This window comes from Sphaerospermopsis kisseleviana CS-549 (assembly GCF_028329225.1).
GTDB classification, from domain to species: Bacteria; Cyanobacteriota; Cyanobacteriia; order Cyanobacteriales; family Nostocaceae; genus Sphaerospermopsis; species Sphaerospermopsis kisseleviana.
The window spans coordinates 16,843-34,065 of the sequence record NZ_JAQMTI010000039.1 but is presented as its reverse complement, the minus strand read 5'-3'; the positions used below and the strand labels follow the sequence as shown (position 1 = coordinate 34,065).

Here is a 17,223-nt window from a genome sequence, read left to right as displayed (position 1 = left end):
TTTTTATGATGTGGTGATTTTGAGGATTTTGAATTTTGTCTGAATCAGGATATCCAGGATTATAGGATTTTCAGGATGTGGTTTTTTAGTGAGAGTTTTGATTTTTATGATGTGGTGATTTTGAGGATTTTGAATTTTGTCTGAATCAGGATATCCAGGATTATAGGATTTTCAGGATGTGGTTTTTTAGTGAGAGTTTTGATTTTTATGATGTGGTGATTTCAGGATTTACAGGTTATTTGATTTTGTTAATTTTGTTAATTAATTAATATTTAATTTGCCCAATTACTAAATTTTGGTATTATAAAAAATATAAATAATTGAGCAGACAAATAAAAACATTAAACACCAACAAACAACTAATAAATCACATCCTGTGCATCCTCAAATCCTGGACATCCTGATTCAGAAAAAATCAAATCTCAACCACCAACAAACAACTAATAAACTAGATCCTGTACATCCTAAAATCCTGAAAATCCTGATTCAGACAAATAAAAATATTAAACAATCAAAAATCATCAATCCAAATTCTGGACATCCTGACTCCTAGTATACAATGAAAATAAATCAACCAGAGGTAATCTAAATGGCAACCCAACTTAGTGAACCAACAACTGCACCGAAAACAGTCCAACAACTGGTAATCACTTGGGAAGCTTTACCCGATGATTTTCAGTTAGAGGATGAACCGGTGGAAAATACAGGACAACCGCTTTTAGCAGGTGCATTACGGGAAAGTTTAGAAATAGCAGGTTTTATCAAACCAGAAATGCTAATAGTTTCTAATTTTGGACTTTGTGCGACAGTTAATGGTGAAATTGTTGTTAAAGCACCAGATTGGTTATATATACCATCCGTGAAAGAAGTTTTACCAGAACGTAGAAGTTATACATCATATTTAGAAGGTGAATTTCCATTAATAGTCATGGAATTTCTATCTCATAATGATGGGGGTGATGGGGGAGAATATTCTGTTAAACGGAGTTATCCGCCGGGAAAATGGTTTTTTTATGAACAGGTTTTACAAGTTCCTATATACGTGATTTTTGAACCTGATGCTGGTTTATTAGAATTTTATGAATTAAAAAACGACCGATATCAATTGACATTACCAGATGAAAATGGTCGTCATTGGATTGAAAACATGGGGTTATTTTTAGGAATTTGGCAAGGTGAAAAAGAAGGTAGAAACGGTTATTGGTTAAGGTGGTGGGACAAAAATGGTAATTTGTTACCTTGGGGTTTAGAACAAATTGCTAAAGAAAAAGAAGTTGCAGAACAAGAAAGACAACGTGCGGAACGAGAACGGGAACGTGCAGAACAAGAAAGACAACGTGCAGAACAAGAAAGAGAAGAAAAGGAGAGATTAATAGCTTTTTTAGTTTCCCAAGGTATTGATCCGAATAATTTACCTACTTAAAGATAAAGTAAACATTTGATAGATCCCGGACTTCTTTAAGAAGTCCGGGATCTGAATCTTATACATGAAATGTCATATTTTTTATCAAAGTTGCAATTTTACTAGCAATTCAATATAAAATCTAAGATTCAAAATCTAACTATCGCACCATGACAAATCTCACTCCTAATTCTAGTTTCAGTGTGACACTACGCTTACAAATTCCCAACCGGGTGGGGATGTTAGCATCTGTAACACAGGCGATCGCTTCTAGTGGTGGTAATCTCGGACAAATAGATTTAATTGAACAAAACCGCCAAGAGTCTATCCGTGATATTACTGTAGATGCAGCAAGTACAGAACAAGCGGAAACTATTGTTCAAGCGGTAAAAGAGCTAATTGATATTAAAGTCATAGATGTTTATGACCGGACTTTTAATTTACATCGGGGCGGGAAAATCAGTATTGCTAGTAGAATTCCTTTAAAAAGTGTTTCTGATTTAGCTATGGCCTACACACCAGGAGTAGGAAGAATTTGTAAAGCGATCGCCGAAAACCCAGAGGAAGTTTACCACCTCACCATTAAACAAAACACTGTCGCCATTGTCACCGATGGTAGCGCAGTATTAGGTTTAGGTAATCTTGGTCCTGGTGCTGCTTTACCCGTAATGGAAGGTAAAGCCATGTTATTTAAAGAATTTGCAGGTATAGATGCTTTCCCCATCTGCTTAGATACCCAAGATACAGAAGAAATCATCAAAGCAGTCAAAAATATCGCCCCTGTATTTGGTGGTGTAAATCTTGAAGATATTGCTGCACCCCGTTGTTTTGAAATCGAAAAAAGACTACAAGCAGAATTAGATATACCAATTTTTCATGATGATCAAAATGGTACTGCAATTGTTACCTTAGCTGCTTTACTGAATGCTTTGAAATTAGTACATAAATCAATTGCAAATATCCGCATTGTCATTAATGGTGCTGGTGCAGCGGGGATCGCAGTTGCTCGTTTACTCAGAAAAGCCGGTGCAGAACAAATTTGGATGTGTGATTCTAAAGGCATTATCTCTATTAATCGCACAGATTTGAACGACGAAAAAAGGGAATTTGCAGTTAAAGCACAAGGAACTTTAGCAGGTGCTACCCAAGGTGCAGATGTGTTTATTGGGTTGAGTGGACCTGGAGTTTTAACACCAGAAATGGTACAAGCAATGACAAAGGATGCTATTGTGTTTGCAATGGCCAATCCCATCCCCGAAATTCAACCAGAATTAGTACCTAAAAATGTCGCAGTCATGGCTACTGGCCGTAGTGACTACCCCAATCAAATTAATAACGTTCTGGCTTTTCCTGGGGTATTTCGTGGGGCGTTAGATTGTCGAGCGAAAACAATTACAACTAATATGTGTTTAGAAGCTGCAAATGCGATCGCTTCTTTAGTCAAACCTTCTGATTTAAATCGAGAACATATTATACCTTCCGTGTTTGATGAGCGTGTTTCTACAGCAGTTGCTGCTGCTGTTAAACAAGCTGCACGGGAAGAAGGTATAGCTCAAAGTTAATAAAATGACAAACCCACTTATGTGGGTTTACAATTCTCATATATGTTCACGACAAAACAGCCATGAAATACTCAATTATTACAGGTTTATTAGCTGGAACGTGATAAATTTATAATACACCAATTTTGATTTATTTCAAAATAGAGATGATGTGTAAATCATCTCTACAGGATTTATTCCTGATGCAAAAACTCCAAATAACTCTTACTCAACTCCTCCACAGCTAGATCATAAAATTGTTTACCATGTTCAGGAGTTGCTAAATCAGGATTTGAACCCATACGGCCATCAGGATAACGTAACCGGAAATCAACTGCACCATAAATTTTATGACCACCTGCAACCTCTGGAGATAAAGGAGCTTTTTTAATAGCTTCTGGATAGACATATTGAGTAACAGCAACTTCACTAGGGGTAGCATGAGAACCTTCTTGATCCCCATACAATTCTTTCGCTAGTTTATATACAGAACCACACATAAACCAATTAGCAATTTGACATTGTACTTTTTGGTAGTTTTGAATTTGTAAATCTTCTAAATGTGCGTAGGTTTCAGAAAAAGCAGCTTTTAAAGTAGCAATATTTCCACCATGTCCATTAATAAAATAAAACTTTGTAAAACCAGCTTTTGCTAAACAGGTAATGTAATCTTTGATTACTAAAATTAAAGTGCTAGGACGTAAACTAATCGTACCGGAAAAAGCAGTGTGATGTAATGCCATACCCACATTAATTGTTGGTGCAACCATAGCTTGTGTTGTTTCCCCCACACCACGAGATATAGCTTCTGCACAAATCGCATCAGTTCCAATTAAACCAGTAGGTCCATGTTGTTCTGTAGAACCAATAGGAAAAATTATTCCCTGAGATTGTTGTAAATACGTTTCAACTTCTGGCCAGGTGCTGAGATGTAATAACATTTTGTGTAAATCTTATGTAAATAGGAAAATATAATTATATATCAGTTATTCCTGATTGATGAATATTTTTACAAATGATTTTTAAGCTTTAAATTTTAACTGGTAATTGTAATTGTAATTATTTGGGTAATTATTTGGGAGTCGCAACAAGTGATGAAAATATTGAACAATTGACAACTTGAATTTACAATTTGCAAATTATTGCAACTGGAGTTAATCAAACTCGTTGCGAATCTCCAGACAAGACTTACTCCAAGTAAATGATGAAATGTTTGTTTTGTAAATCGTCAACTATACCAGGAGACAAAGATCATAAATCTTGACTCTTGGTGCAGAAGTGCCGAATTAATTAAAGGAATAATGTTTTTTTACGTCTTTGATAATTTCCCATGTACAAGACATCCCAGCAGTAAATGTTACTAAATCTCCTTTACCCATTTGCACTGGTTGTCCGCCATCAGGGGTAACAACTACATCGCCTTCTAAAAAGTAACAAGTTTCTTCAGAATCATAAGTCCAAGGGAATTTGGAAACTTCTTTTTGCCAAATTGCCCATTTGTATACACCTAACTGATTGAGGCTCTCTTGACTCGGTTGATGCTCGATCTTAATTTCCATTTGTTGTTGTATCTAGGGTGATTTAGCAGTAGGATTGAATATCTTCGCCACATTCATCTACTAAATAACACAATGCGCGAAAACGCAAGCCTACAAATTGTTCGTATAGGGGATTGAGTTTGCACATAGGGGGAATGTGGGCAATTTTGCGACCGAAAAATACAATATCACGTTCAAAGGGACATTGAGCAGGAATCAGTTTAGCGATCAATTTCGCTAGTTGACGATTGTGAAATTCGATTTCATCTAACCATTGACGTATTGGTTGTAGTAAATCAGATTTATGACTTGTTTGTTGGGTTGCTTCGATCTGGCTAATCAAGTTAGGGAAAATGATAGATTGAGAATTTGTGGTGATCATAGTTCTACATCCTGTTGTCTTTAAATTGATAAACTTGATAAACTTCTGCCATTTTGGCTGATGACCATGCAAAATCTTACAGAAATCTGCGTTGCCTTAGTAATTCTAGATCAAAAAATTGCAATTGGAATATCTTACAAGTAATGGGCAGATAAATTCCTTAATTAATTGCTATTTAAACTCACGGTGTGTTGAATAACTGTCCCGTTAAATACAAAATAGCAAAGAAATAATAAAAATGGTATTACCTTAACTTATTAATTACTGATATCGAATATTGTGATCCCATATATCAATCCCAAAAGCTTGGTGGGAAAACTATACAGTGTTGCAAATTGTCACTGTTCTCATCAAAATATAGGTTGAGCGTTGCTATAACGAGCGTCTATCAATATTCAGCAATGACTTTCACTGATTTTAAATCAAATTCTAGCCTAAAAATGTTATATATGTTACATGAGTTAACCTAGATATTATCTAACTAGTAGCAAGAAATTCTTTGATAAGAACAAACTAACAGACTGGTAAAATTAGTTTATAAAACACAAAATATGTTATAATAAATGCAAAAATTTAGCTATCAGTAATCTGTAAATAGCGTAGCAATTTACTGATTGCTGAATTATTACTATGAATCATCTAACTTTTTGACGTTGACAAGCTTTGCAAAATATAACTAGATAACTCAAAAAATCCTGCTCCTTCAGCCGCATTAGTTACATAAGTAGGTTGATACTGTAACTGATTGGCATATTTCATCACATTTGCCACACCTACAGAAATAGGAAAATAACGACTATCAAATAAACTTTCATCATTGGGACTATCACCTACAGTAACAACTTGTTCTAGTGAATATTCTGGGAAGTATTCGCGTAGCACTTGTAACAGTCCCGCAGATTTATTTTGTGCTTGTGGTTTAATGTGACATTGGACGTTACTATAAGTAAATCCCCAACCCTCAAGTTGACAAAGGTTACTGAGATATTGCAATTCATTTAATGTCAAATCAGCAACATTAAATGTCCAATCAGTGACACGAAACCGATTGTCAGCAGATTCCTGAATTTGCGGAAATTGACTTTGTAATTTGGTAAAAGTTGTAGCTAAGTCCTGACGATGTTGAGCTAAATCAGGAATAGGTGTTAAAGTTAGTGGTTCTAATTTAAGAGATGAATAGAACAAACCCCCATTTTCTGCTAAAGCACCCGCAACTGGCATCAAACTACTGAGTCCACTGACCCAACCAGCTGAACGACCGGTGACAATCAATACCTTAACTCCTGTAGCTGCTAAATTCTCTAAAGCTTGCAACAGTGAGGAGGTGAATTTTCCCTCTTGAGTCAAAGTTCCATCCATATCTGTGGCTACGAGACGTATATTCTTCCACTCATGAGAATTGCTAATGTGTCTGTACATAGAAAAATGACAATCAAGGAATATGATGTAAAAAAGATTGATAATAGCTAAATTGTATAATCCTAACAGACATTTCCGGGAATTAATGTAGAGACGTTCTATAGAACGTCTCTACAAGGGTTTTAGAAAACGCATATTTAATTTTCGGACAGGTCTAATATTCTGAACTCTTGTTCAACAGGCAAGATGCCTGTTCCACTTATACAAATTAAATGCACAACAGCTTACCAAATATTTGGGCATCCTAAACTGACGACTAATGGCAGCCAACGATTCAGGGTAGGATTGTCTATATGCACTGGGATCAAAAGGCTAAACCCACACCCCTGCTGGTTTTGGAACAATCCAATGAAGGGGTAAATGTTACTTTCCGTACTACTCGCCAACCAAATGTTGCTGCACCTTCAGAGAGTCCAACAGGAAAGCCAACTGTTCCTCCACCACCAAAAAAAACAACTGGAAAAGCTAAGGCTTGACTCAGTAAACAGTTTAGTTAGTGAGACTCTGAAACTTGCGGCCCTACCTTGTTGCTGATAGGTATATTTTGAGCATCACGAGTTAACAGACCATCTTCCATTTCCACGATACGATCAGCTATATCTAGGATGCGGTTATCATGGGTAACTAATAAAATTGCCGTTCCTTGTTCTTTTGCTAGACGCTGCATGATTTCTACCACATCACGTCCTGATTGTTTATCTAATGCTGCCGTTGGTTCATCTGCTAAAACTAATGGAGGTTGATTGACTAAGGCGCGGGCGATCGCTATCCTTTGTTTTTGCCCACCAGATAAATTGTCTGGGTAGTAGTTCATCCTTTCAGCTAACCCCACTGCCCCCAACATAGCTTCTGATTTTTTAATAGCTTGGAATTGAGAAATACCCTCGTTTAATTCCACTGCCATTTGCACATTTTGTCTAGCAGTTAAAAAACCGAGTAAATTGTGAGCTTGGAAAATATAACCTATATTACGCCGACTCTGTACCAATTGACTTTGACTAGAGCCAAATAGTTCCTTACCTAAAAATTTCAGGCTTCCTTCTTGTACAGACCGCAACCCACCAATTAAGCTTAGTAATGTGGTTTTACCTGAACCTGATGGACCAGTCATAATGACAATTTCTCCCGGATATATTTCTAGGTTAATATCAAATAAAATTTGTTTTCTCAGCGCCCCTCGACCATAATAATGGTTGATATTTTTAATGGCAATTACTGGTTCTGAAGTGTTCATCATAGGTGATTGGTAATTGGTGATTGGTGATGCAATGAAAGGATTTTGGATGAAAGGATTTTGGATTGTTTTTGTCATCTCCAATCTAAAATCTAAAATCTAAAATCTAAAATCTAAAATTCTCCTCTCCTGCCTTCCACTTTAGAAAATATCAGCAGGATCAGCGGAGCGTAATTTTCTCATGGCTATTACACCAGAAATAAAACACATTAAAATAGTTAATATTAGTACCATAATAGCCCGATAATAACTCATAAAAACTGGTAAAAGTGTGGCATCTCTAGCAACTCGGTAAAGAAATAAAGCACAAGCAAATCCAGGAATGTATCCTAAAACTGCTAACATAAAAGCTTCTTGCAGAATGACTGTTAATAAATAATTTTGTGTATAACCTATGGCTTTGAGAGTAGCATATTCAGATAAATGATCTGTTACTTCTGTATACAAAATCTGATAAACAATTACAGTTCCCACAATAAAACCCATAATTGTCCCTAAAGTGAAAATAAAACCAATAGCGGTACTCGTTGCCCAATAGTTTCTTTCAAAATCAATAAATTCTTCTTTAGTGAAAACATTCACATCTGTAGGTAAATAAGTCCGCAAATATGCAGCCACTTGGTTGACATCTGAACCAGGTTTTAATCTAATTAACCCGATATCAATTAATCCCCTTTGGCGATTATTAAATATTCGCAAAAAGTTGACATCACTGGTAATTAAATTGCCATCTGCGCCAAAGGATGCTCCTAAAGTAAATAATCCTGCTACTTTAATTCGTCGTCTTCTCACCTCTGCTGTGACATTTTTCCCCTGTTCAAAATCACTAGCAATTGGTCCATATTCTACCCTAGAAGAACGGTCAAATAATACCACATCTGGCATTTTCAATTTATTGATATTTTCTTCTACTCCGGGCAAATCAAAAACATTAAATTCTGGGTTGAAGGCAAAAGTTAGGATACTACGAGGGCGACCAGTAATAGGATTTTTCCAAGTGGTATAGTCTAAATAGATCGGATGCACTGATTCCACTGCTGGCACATCTAAAGCTTTATATAATCGCCTTTGGGAAAAAGGTTTCATTGCTAATACAGCATTAGATTGATTGTTAATTACAACAATGTCACCCTTTAAACTGCTGTGCATTCTGACGTTACTGTAATATAGTGCATCCCGAAAACCTAGCTGCATAAACATCAAGATATCAGCAAAGGCAATACCTGATAAAGCCACAGCTAGGCGAGTTTTTTCTCTTGTCAGTTGTAGCCAAGATAGAGGTATTTTTTGAGTCATTTAATTTTGGATTGGAGATGTTGGATTTGGGATTAATTAAATGAATCAATTCCAGGTATTATGGGAATATCCCAAATGTGGAAGTTGATTTTTATCTAATAACAGAAAATTATTCCATGCTGAATTTGGCTGAATTTGATTGAACCGCAAAGACGAGCCAGTGCGTTGGGCGGCTCTGCCGACTTGTAGCAACTGGCGTGCAAAGGACACAAAGGTAAGAGAGTTTTAGAGAGTTTTTGGTGTGGCTGTGTTGATTTTTTCTTTTATGGGGATGCTCCCAGTTTTATTACCGTCAATTTATCGCAGATTGCAGATCAATGAGGTACAGAATTTAAATTGAAACCTATACACTTTCGCCAGTTTTACTCCTGACTCCTGGTGTAATTTCAAGTTAGTTGGTTTTGCTAATGTTATCAGTGTTAATTTCTACAATCACTTTAGCGTTAGTTAAACCAGAAACTTGTTGACTATCTGCGGGAGAAAGAGAAATTTTGACTTCTACGACTCTGGCATCAATATCTGCCGCTGGATCTGTATTCAGTACATCTTTTTTACCGATTTTTCGGCCAATTTCTGTGATATTGCCTTTGATTTGCCCGCTAAATGCGCCGTTATCACTGGTGATAGTCGCACTTTGACCAACACGAACTTTACCAATACTATCTTCGGGAATTTCAGCAATGACAAACATTTGATCCGTTTGTCCAATTTCCGCAATGCCATTTGTACTCATGACTTCCCCGGATTTGGTGTGAACTTTTAAAATTTCGCCAGGGGTTGGGGCTTTGACATAACTTAGTTGCAGTTCTGCTTGGGCTTTTCTGACAAAGGCGATCGCATTACTAATTTGAGCTTGTGCCATTTGTACATCAGTAGGACGCACATCTAATAACCTGCTTAATCTCGCTCTTTCCTCGTCAATTTGCCTTTGTAATGTGGACACAGTTTTGTCGCGGGTGGCCGTAGCCTCGATCAGTTGCTGCTGTAAAGTAGCGATAGTTTGGATTTGAGTAGCTCTAGCTTCAGCAATTTGTTGTTGTAGTGTTCCTAGTGCTTGTCTCAAACTAGCTTGAGTTTCCCGCAGTTGCTGAGTAGCGGTGACAGCACTCAAACGTCTTCTATCCCGTTCTTGCTGGGAAATAGCCCCCTGTTGATATAAAAACTCATAGCGTCCGGCATCAACTTGAGCATTGCGTTGTTCAGCTTGTACCCGGTTAATTGTGGCTCTTAAACTATCTCTTTGTCCACTGAGTTCGGCTTCTAGACGTTTAATTGTGGCAGTTTGGGCGATTTTTTCCCCACTTAACTCAGCAGCAATGCGGGCAATAGTCGCTTGTTGGGCTTGTTTTTCTCCTTCTAGCTGTGCTTGTAAACGAGAAATGACCGCTGTTTGAGCTTGAATATCTCTTGGTGAAGCAGCTTTTACCTGGGCTAAATTAGCACGAGATTCTTGTAGTCGGGCTTTTGCTTCTTCGACTGCGGCCATGTTGCTGTCGCGGCTATCTAAAATGGCAATAACTTGACCCTGTTGTACTTTTTGTCCTTCTTTTACCAATAGTTGTTGTACTCGTGAACCTGCTGATAGTCCTGAGTTGGGAGCAGCTATTTTAATTACTTCTCCTCGCGGTTCTAATCTGCCCACAGCACTAATACTACTGGGAGTAGGGGCTACAGATACGGAGGAAGTTAGTTTTTTTAATTGTTCAATTCTGGCTGTACCTAGAACACCAGCGGCGATCACTACTGGTAAGGCTATAGCAACTTTCAACCAAACTTGAGATTTTTCTAGTGCCGATTCTGTTAACTTTGGCTTTTCAGTCACCCTTGACATGATATGTTGCCCTTTTATCTAATTTGTGATTTGTGAAAGTAAAAAAGCAAATTAGCCTCAGTTGATTTGGTAAAATATAAGTTGTGATTGCACAAAAAATTACAGGAATTCGCACTGTTTAATTCACCACATTCAGCACCCAGATAAGCAAATATTAAGCAAATATTTTTTATTGCTGATGATTTATCCCAGCAATATGGAATAAATGCGCTAATCATAATCACGCAAAAATAAATTAAGAATTGATATTAGAAGTCAGGGATCTGGGTATGAAGAAGTGTTACATACCCCTATATCAAATAGAAAATTCCTAATATCAATGTTTTCTTAACTGAATTGTTAACAACTGAATTGTTAACCTGTGAACCAATTTATTTGTTTACATCTAACAAAACAACAAATATTTTTGGTAATTTCCTGATAATATATGATGCGCTACTTTTATTTCTACCGATTTTAAACTCCCATTTAACTTTAGTTAAATAAATTCTACATTTATTAGTGATGAAAAAACGTAACGAAGCTTACAGATAGGGAGTCTTAAAAATTTTTCAATTACAGCTATTTTCAGGTAAATAAACCACATTTTGATTTAAGTTTCGCGTGAACAATGTAGGGGCGTTCGCGAAGCGTGCTGGAAGCATCAGCATTCGGACAATTAATTATCGGTTTTTATCTAAGACTATCATCCGAATGCTTCGCCCTTACTGTGGTCTAAAGACATGAAAACTGCTGTAAGCATGATCCGCAAGAACCTGAAAACAATCAATCATAGTCTGTAAATTGCTCTGATTAACACTGGTGTAATTTAACAAAACTCTGTATCCTTGTTATACTGTTTCTTGATGAGTCTGCGCTAAATTCTCTAACATCTTTCTTTGTGTTCTTTGCGTTCTTTGCGGTTCAATCATATCAAGCGAGGGGTAATTTTCTATTGTTTAGATAAGAATAAACTTAAAATAAACTGACACATTTGGGATGCTCCCTGCTCTTACTGCTATTCGATGATAACTAATAACTGATTACTGATTACTGATTACTGATAGCTGATTACTGACTTATTGTGGTAAATCAAATAATACCGTAGTCATGTAATTTTCTGCCCAATCTTCACCAAAAGCTTTTTCTAGAACTCGTCGGGTTTTATCATTTTGTTGTTGTTTTGTACAATAATTATGTTGTCCGGCAATAATTACAGGTACTTTTTCTGCTGCTACGGGAATAGATGCGATCGCTTGACTACAATGAATATCTAAAAAGTCTTTTACTCTTCCCAAAAATAAGCTTTCTTCTTCTAAAGAACTGGGACGAATAAACAAACAAAAATCAGAAAAGATATTTCCCCACTCTGGTAAATCACGGGATTGGGAAAAGTTAATTGTTGTTAAATTTTTCAGTTGGGAATTATAACCTTCTGGTAAAATCCGTTCTAAGTTAACAGGAGAAAGGTCAGCGATCGCAGCACTAATTTGACCTCTACCTCCAACTAAATCACAACCAAACATAGGTATATCATATTCTGGTCGGGGAAACATCACACAATGCAAAATATCTAACATATTTCCCACTCTTGCTAGTTCCAAGTGCATTTTACGAAAGTGGGTACTTTGATAACAACGATTTTCTATAATTAGTTTTTCCCCTTCTAGTCTACCTTCTACATATCCTAATTCCGCAGGTAAATGATAGGGTGATAAGTCTAGGTATTTATGCCAAGCTGCTTCAATTGTATCAGCTAGTTTACAAATCAAGGGATGTTGTTGTTCACGTAGGGATGGGGTAGAAATGGAAGACATATTTTTTGATTCATGGACTTTATTATATAGTTTACAATTATTGAGTACATTTTGTTGTATTTATGTTGAGAATCATAAGATTTGCAACGCAATTCTAATATATTATTTATTTTTATGATTTTTTGTTAACTTATTTAAATAAGTATAAAAATTTTTTCCACAAGTTATATAATTAACCATCCATATTGTAACATGATTGAAAATCTATTTCTTAAAATAAATCATGAATACCGAATCCAATAATCATTTTGAAGACGAGCAAGAAAATATTTCCGTTAGTGAAAATAATTACATAGATGATGAAAAAATAATTTTTGATCAAGAAAGATTTGCTGAAGTTATTTTCAATAAAATATTTTACGGCAAAGTTGAAGAAGATGTCTTTTGTAAAAAATACATATATGCTGAAGATGTTGAAAGAGTAAAGGAAAGATTTAAGGAGATATTTTCACCCTTAGTTTCTATTGATGAAAGTATTAGAGAATGTCTGGAATACTTAGAAGTTGATGAATGTGAAAAAGATTTGGAACGCTTTATCTTAATAGCTAGAGAGCAAACATTATTAATTAGTTATCTAGAAACTATATATGAGAAAATATTGGGTAAATTATCAGCTATAAATGGTAATTTCTACAGAATAGACAGAAAAATTGAAAATTTAACAAATATTTCTGTAAGCTATAAATATAAAAAACTAAGAATTTATGCAGATACTAGAGAACAAAGAAAAACTAGAGAAACAGGTAGTTGGTTAAATAAAAAAACTGAAGTTTATTATGAAGATGCTTATTATTTCATAATAGCAGAAAATGGTGAAGAAGTAAATCATATAGAAAGGAGCAAGTGGGAAAAAATTGATCAGACTAAGTTCTTATCGCTCTTCAATAAGCATTATGGTATCAGAGGATGGGAATTATTCAATACACCAGAAGAAGTATACAGTGGTTATGATGGTTATGAATGTATTATAAAAAAACAAACAAAAAGTTAACATAAAATCAATCAAAAATCCAATAGTTAAGATTTGAAAGATGAGTTACGACAGCACTCTGAAATACTTAATTGAAGAATATCCACAAGCAATTGTTGAATGGTTGCTTGGTGCAAATATTTCCGAAACACCAGAAATATTAAAAACAGAATTAAATTTAGAACCCATTCGGGTTGATGGACTATTTTTATTAAAAACCAGCAGTAAAATCATTCATTTAGAGTTTCAAACCATTCCCCAATCAAAACCACCTCTACCTTTACGGATGTTAGATTATTGGGTGAGATTATATCGTCAATATAATATTGAGATTGAGCAAATTGTTATTTTCTTAAAACCAACCACATCAGAAGATGTATTTATTAATGAATTTAGAGCTACCAATACTTTTCACCGTTATCGAGTGATCAGAATTTGGGAATGTGAACCTGAACCATTATTAGCAACGATCGAACTATTACCCTTAGCAGTATTAGCCAAAGCTGATAATTCTAGTATAATATTAGAACAAGTCGCAGCTAAAGTAAATATAATAGAAGACAGAAGACAAAAAATTAACATCTCCGCTTGTGTGCAACTTTTAGCTGGAATTAAATTTGATACAGATATCATCAATGCTTATTTTTGGGAGGATATTATGCAAGAATCTGTAGTGTATCAAAAAATTGTTAGAGAAGGGTTAGAACAGGGAAGACGCTCAGAAGTGAAGTTAATTCTTCGTATCATTCAGCGTCATTTAGGAAAAATAGGTACAGAAATTCAAAATCAAATTCAAGATTTATCTTTTACACAGTTAGAAGATTTGGGGGAAGCTTTATTAGATTTTAAAACTGAAGGTGATTTAAGTAATTGGTTAAGTGAAAATTGTGATTAAGGTAAGGAGTCAGGAGTCAGGAGTCAGAATGTTTGATAAATCTCTGGATTTTGGAAGGTAAAGGAATGAGGTAAATTAGGAATAATCATTACTCAACTATTGCCAAAAATCTGTAACTTCATAACCTAATTCTGCTAACATTTGCCGCAGTAATGGTAAACTCAAACCAATTACATTACTATGACAACCTTCGATTTTTTCCACAAATAAACTACCAAAACCTTCTAAAGCAAAAGCACCGGCACATTTAAGGGGTTCACCTGTTTGAACATAAGCTGCAATGGCGCGATCGCTCATTTTCCCAAAATAAACTCTAGTAATTTGACATTTAACAACAGTGCGATTTTGGGTATTATCAATTAAAACATGACCAGTATACAAATCACCAAAATTACCCTGCATTAAATTCCAACGAGCGATCGCCACTTCTGCATTTTCTGGTTTACCATAAATCTGTCCATCAATGGCTAAAACCGAATCACAACCCATCACTAACCCAGAGGGAAACTCAGGTGCAATAGTTTCAGCTTTACACTTAGCTAAAATTTCTACTAATGCTTTTGGTTCACTAATTTGAATTTGCGACTCATCAAAATCACTAGCTTTAACAATAGGTTCAATACCCACAGTTTGCAACAAACGACGACGTGCAGGAGAAGCAGAAGCAAGTATAAAATCAGGAATATTCATAAGTAATTGGTAATTGGTAATTGGTAATTGGTAATTGGGTATTAGATTTTAAATTTTGGACTTTGGATTTTACTTACTTCATTTCCATCTAAAATCTAAAATCTAAAATCTAAAATCTAAAGTTTAAAATCTAAAATTGATCATCCCAATCAGCTAAATTAATAAACCGTAAAAGAACTGACAACTTCATCAATCATGCGTTGCAGTTTTTTCCAACGTCTTTCAGGTACAGAAGCGTTAAAAGTAAACAACTTACCACGACTCACAGCAACACTAGCTATATTGTGGCGTTTTTCACGGTTAGGAAGTTGAACTTCATACTCTAGAAAATAGTATGTTTTACCATCAGTTTCTTTTTGAGCAACATTAACTAATTCTGCGGAACGTCCAGAACCTTCAGGAGCAAGAGCAGCTTTTCCTAATTTATATCCTACCTCATTGGGTGTTCCCAATTCAGTTAAACTTTTACCTTCAGGAACAGGACTAATCACCACAGAGACATTTTCTGATACTTCGATTAAATCATGAAATACCACATCAGGACCGTCGGCAACTTTAACTTGCAACCAACCATTAGGATATAAAAACTGATAACCATCAGCAGTATCTACAAAGCTTTTGAGTCCAGCCGCAGCAGCAACATCAGGGTTACTGAAACTGATACTGAACACTAAAACCAAGATTAACGCAATTCGTTTCCACATTGATAAAAATTCCTTTCGGTGGGAAGCAATACAAGACAAGGATGATTGCAAGTCTTTATTTTCTCATTAATTGGTACGTTCAGCTAAGGACGATTTTACCGCTTCACCGGATTGAACTGCACGCTTCTAGGGTTTTGGGTAGTTCAGCCATATTGAAAAATTTGATACACTGTGTAAAATACCCGCCTGAGAATGAATTATCAGGCTAATAGCAAAAGTCCTCTTTAGACGACTATAAAAAGCTTTTAGTCTATTTTAGTAGACTTGAACTATTAGTGCTGAATTTCATTTCTGGGCAGGTTAGCTAGTTTGTGATCTAAATTGGTGATTTTTGCAGATTTTGGGGGAATATTAATATATATTCCTTGTCAGATAAAGGGGAATTTTTACAGATGGACTGGATATAGCTATTCAAGACCCTGTAAAATTAAATGAAAGGTCTGAACCTGAACCAGATGTTGCTGTAGTCAAAATAGATCCTTTAGACTATGCAGATCATCATCCTACACCAGATGAAATTTATTTTATCATTGAAGTTGCAGATAGTAGTTTAAAACTAGATACAGAAATCAAAGCTAAAGCTTATTCTCAAGCAGGAATTAAAGATTATTGGGTATTGGATGTAGTCAAACGCGAATTAATTGTATTTAGAAATCCAACAATAGACGGTTATCAAAATCAAGAAATTTTCACAGAACATCAAAAAATATCACCTCTAGATTTTCCTGATTTAGAACTTGTGATAGCGGAAATGCTACCACTTGTCTATTAAATATCAGGTTCAACACCCAGCTTTCTTAACTGTTCTATCAATCTTTCCTTTTGTTTTCTTTCCTGTTCCGTAGGAGTCAAAACCCAATTACCAGAAACATCATACCACCTTAACCAAGGTTGTTGAATATTATTATATATTCCCTCCCAAACACCCAAACCTAACTCTATTTCTGGTATCCAAAAACGATTATTTAATGATGATAAATCTATTTCTGCATAACGACCACCATCTAATTTAAACATTCTAAATGTATAGGTATAACGGTCAAAAATCGCATAGTAAGGAATCCTTAAAATCTGTTCATAAACTTCCCATTTTGTCGGCGGTTTTTCCACATCTCTTAAAGTCTGTCCTAAATCTTCCTTTTCTGTACCTGGTGAAAGTAATTCAACTATCACAAAAGGAGTAATTCCTTCTTGCCAAATTACATAACTCAAACGTAAATCACCATTTTTATAAAGAGGAGAAACACCCACAGATACAAACCAATCTGGTCTTTTATACCATGTGGGATGATTGGGATCATAATATAAATTCATATCACTAGCGGTAAAGATTTTGTCGCTAGGATAAACAGAAGATTTAAAAGTTTCGTCTAATAAACGAGGTTGTAATAAATGAAATTGATCTGGCAAACCTTTTTCCTCTGGATCTTCACTTTTAAGATCATACATCGTTGCTAATACTTCTTGAGGAGAACGGGGTGGATCTGTTTGATACATAATTGGTAATTGGTAATTTACTCGTTCC

At 35.5% G+C, this 17,223-nt stretch carries 16 protein-coding genes and 2 pseudogenes; 6 read left to right on the top strand and 12 right to left on the bottom strand.

All coding sequences use genetic code 11. From position 1 onward, the window contains the following. Positions 1-589 precede the first annotated feature (589 nt). Both PN497_RS03025 and PN497_RS03020 read left to right on the top strand, forming a co-directional pair. Complete coding sequence (locus PN497_RS03025; RefSeq protein WP_096567619.1) at positions 590-1,423, top strand: Uma2 family endonuclease; 834 nt, start codon at positions 590-592, stop codon at positions 1,421-1,423. 149 nt (positions 1,424-1,572) lie between these two features. Continuing rightward, positions 1,573-2,964 (top strand): malic enzyme-like NAD(P)-binding protein, encoded by a 1,392-nt coding sequence (locus PN497_RS03020; RefSeq protein WP_096567617.1) that lies wholly within the window; start codon positions 1,573-1,575, stop codon positions 2,962-2,964. Positions 2,965-3,137: 173 nt separating this feature from the next. Here PN497_RS03020 and PN497_RS03015 read toward each other — a convergent pair whose 3' ends face one another. The 4 genes from PN497_RS03015 to PN497_RS03000 all read right to left on the bottom strand — a co-directional run bounded on the left by PN497_RS03015 (position 3,138) and on the right by PN497_RS03000 (position 6,282). Further along, positions 3,138-3,884, bottom strand: a complete 747-nt coding sequence (locus PN497_RS03015; protein ID WP_096567615.1) for a creatininase family protein — start codon at positions 3,882-3,884, stop codon at positions 3,138-3,140. 345 nt (positions 3,885-4,229) lie between these two features. Next, positions 4,230-4,502: a cupin domain-containing protein gene (locus PN497_RS03010; protein ID WP_096567613.1), complete on the bottom strand. Its 273-nt coding sequence runs from the start codon at positions 4,500-4,502 to the stop codon at positions 4,230-4,232. 22 nt (positions 4,503-4,524) lie between these two features. Next, positions 4,525-4,863 (bottom strand): Mo-dependent nitrogenase C-terminal domain-containing protein, encoded by a 339-nt coding sequence (locus PN497_RS03005; RefSeq protein ID WP_096567611.1) that lies wholly within the window; start codon positions 4,861-4,863, stop codon positions 4,525-4,527. 639 nt (positions 4,864-5,502) lie between these two features. After that, positions 5,503-6,282 (bottom strand): HAD family hydrolase, encoded by a 780-nt coding sequence (locus PN497_RS03000; protein ID WP_096567609.1) that lies wholly within the window; start codon positions 6,280-6,282, stop codon positions 5,503-5,505. 260 nt (positions 6,283-6,542) lie between these two features. On the opposite strand from PN497_RS03000, the pseudogene PN497_RS02995 reads away from it, so the two are divergent. Next, positions 6,543-6,758: pseudogene (locus tag PN497_RS02995) on the top strand (hypothetical protein); the annotation flags it as partial. A gap of 17 nt (positions 6,759-6,775) precedes the next feature. Here PN497_RS02995 and PN497_RS02990 read toward each other — a convergent pair. The 5 genes from PN497_RS02990 to PN497_RS02970 all read right to left on the bottom strand — a co-directional run bounded on the left by PN497_RS02990 (position 6,776) and on the right by PN497_RS02970 (position 12,439). Continuing rightward, positions 6,776-7,516 carry a DevA family ABC transporter ATP-binding protein gene (locus tag PN497_RS02990; RefSeq protein ID WP_096572658.1) on the bottom strand — a complete coding sequence of 247 codons (741 nt, stop codon included), beginning with the start codon at positions 7,514-7,516 and terminating at the stop codon, positions 6,776-6,778. A 141-nt stretch (positions 7,517-7,657) separates the two neighbouring features. Further along, positions 7,658-8,812, bottom strand: a complete 1,155-nt coding sequence (gene devC / locus PN497_RS02985) for an ABC transporter permease DevC (protein ID WP_096567607.1) — start codon at positions 8,810-8,812, stop codon at positions 7,658-7,660. A 45-nt stretch (positions 8,813-8,857) separates the two neighbouring features. Next, positions 8,858-9,022 carry a hypothetical protein gene (locus PN497_RS02980; protein WP_190649746.1) on the bottom strand — a complete coding sequence of 55 codons (165 nt, stop codon included), beginning with the start codon at positions 9,020-9,022 and terminating at the stop codon, positions 8,858-8,860. A 181-nt stretch (positions 9,023-9,203) separates the two neighbouring features. Beyond that, positions 9,204-10,643 carry an HlyD family efflux transporter periplasmic adaptor subunit gene (locus PN497_RS02975; protein ID WP_096567605.1) on the bottom strand — a complete coding sequence of 480 codons (1,440 nt, stop codon included), beginning with the start codon at positions 10,641-10,643 and terminating at the stop codon, positions 9,204-9,206. A gap of 1,058 nt (positions 10,644-11,701) precedes the next feature. Next, positions 11,702-12,439 carry a phycocyanobilin:ferredoxin oxidoreductase gene (locus PN497_RS02970; protein WP_096567603.1) on the bottom strand — a complete coding sequence of 246 codons (738 nt, stop codon included), beginning with the start codon at positions 12,437-12,439 and terminating at the stop codon, positions 11,702-11,704. A 223-nt stretch (positions 12,440-12,662) separates the two neighbouring features. On the opposite strand from PN497_RS02970, the gene PN497_RS02965 reads away from it, so the two are divergent. Together PN497_RS02965 and PN497_RS02960 are read left to right on the top strand one after the other, a co-directional pair. Beyond that, on the top strand, positions 12,663-13,430 hold the full coding sequence (locus tag PN497_RS02965; protein ID WP_096567602.1) for a hypothetical protein: 768 nt from the start codon (positions 12,663-12,665) through the stop codon (positions 13,428-13,430). A gap of 40 nt (positions 13,431-13,470) precedes the next feature. Next, positions 13,471-14,304, top strand: coding sequence for a DUF4351 domain-containing protein (locus tag PN497_RS02960; protein WP_096567599.1), 834 nt, complete (start codon positions 13,471-13,473; stop codon positions 14,302-14,304). Positions 14,305-14,400: 96 nt separating this feature from the next. Here PN497_RS02960 and PN497_RS02955 read toward each other — a convergent pair whose 3' ends face one another. Further along, complete coding sequence (locus PN497_RS02955; protein ID WP_096567597.1) at positions 14,401-14,994, bottom strand: Maf family protein; 594 nt, start codon at positions 14,992-14,994, stop codon at positions 14,401-14,403. Between the two features lie 158 nt (positions 14,995-15,152). Beyond that, positions 15,153-15,698 carry a photosystem II reaction center PsbP gene (gene psbP / locus PN497_RS02950; protein WP_096567595.1) on the bottom strand — a complete coding sequence of 182 codons (546 nt, stop codon included), beginning with the start codon at positions 15,696-15,698 and terminating at the stop codon, positions 15,153-15,155. Positions 15,699-16,101: 403 nt separating this feature from the next. Between psbP and PN497_RS02945 the strand changes: the two are divergent. After that, positions 16,102-16,470: pseudogene (locus PN497_RS02945) on the top strand (Uma2 family endonuclease); the annotation flags it as partial. Here PN497_RS02945 and PN497_RS02940 read toward each other — a convergent pair. Then, entirely contained in the window at positions 16,467-17,195 is a 729-nt protein-coding gene (locus PN497_RS02940) for a Uma2 family endonuclease (RefSeq protein WP_096567593.1), read from the bottom strand. The pseudogene PN497_RS02945 and the gene PN497_RS02940 overlap by 4 nt on opposite strands. Positions 17,196-17,223: the final 28 nt, after the last annotated feature.

Coding starts and splice junctions, on each gene's coding strand:
- PN497_RS03015 (WP_096567615.1), bottom strand. CDS start 3,884: ATGTTATTACATCTCAGCACCTGGCCAGAAGTTGAAACGTATTTACAA.
- PN497_RS02955 (WP_096567597.1), bottom strand. CDS start 14,994: ATGAATATTCCTGATTTTATACTTGCTTCTGCTTCTCCTGCACGTCGT.
- PN497_RS02965 (WP_096567602.1), top strand. CDS start 12,663: ATGAATACCGAATCCAATAATCATTTTGAAGACGAGCAAGAAAATATT.
- PN497_RS03025 (WP_096567619.1), top strand. CDS start 590: ATGGCAACCCAACTTAGTGAACCAACAACTGCACCGAAAACAGTCCAA.
- PN497_RS02960 (WP_096567599.1), top strand. CDS start 13,471: ATGAGTTACGACAGCACTCTGAAATACTTAATTGAAGAATATCCACAA.
- PN497_RS02990 (WP_096572658.1), bottom strand. CDS start 7,516: ATGAACACTTCAGAACCAGTAATTGCCATTAAAAATATCAACCATTAT.
- PN497_RS03020 (WP_096567617.1), top strand. CDS start 1,573: ATGACAAATCTCACTCCTAATTCTAGTTTCAGTGTGACACTACGCTTA.
- PN497_RS03000 (WP_096567609.1), bottom strand. CDS start 6,282: ATGTACAGACACATTAGCAATTCTCATGAGTGGAAGAATATACGTCTC.
- PN497_RS02970 (WP_096567603.1), bottom strand. CDS start 12,439: ATGTCTTCCATTTCTACCCCATCCCTACGTGAACAACAACATCCCTTG.
- PN497_RS02975 (WP_096567605.1), bottom strand. CDS start 10,643: ATGTCAAGGGTGACTGAAAAGCCAAAGTTAACAGAATCGGCACTAGAA.
- PN497_RS02940 (WP_096567593.1), bottom strand. CDS start 17,195: ATGTATCAAACAGATCCACCCCGTTCTCCTCAAGAAGTATTAGCAACG.
- devC (WP_096567607.1), bottom strand. CDS start 8,812: ATGACTCAAAAAATACCTCTATCTTGGCTACAACTGACAAGAGAAAAA.
- psbP (WP_096567595.1), bottom strand. CDS start 15,698: ATGTGGAAACGAATTGCGTTAATCTTGGTTTTAGTGTTCAGTATCAGT.
- PN497_RS03005 (WP_096567611.1), bottom strand. CDS start 4,863: ATGATCACCACAAATTCTCAATCTATCATTTTCCCTAACTTGATTAGC.
- PN497_RS03010 (WP_096567613.1), bottom strand. CDS start 4,502: ATGGAAATTAAGATCGAGCATCAACCGAGTCAAGAGAGCCTCAATCAG.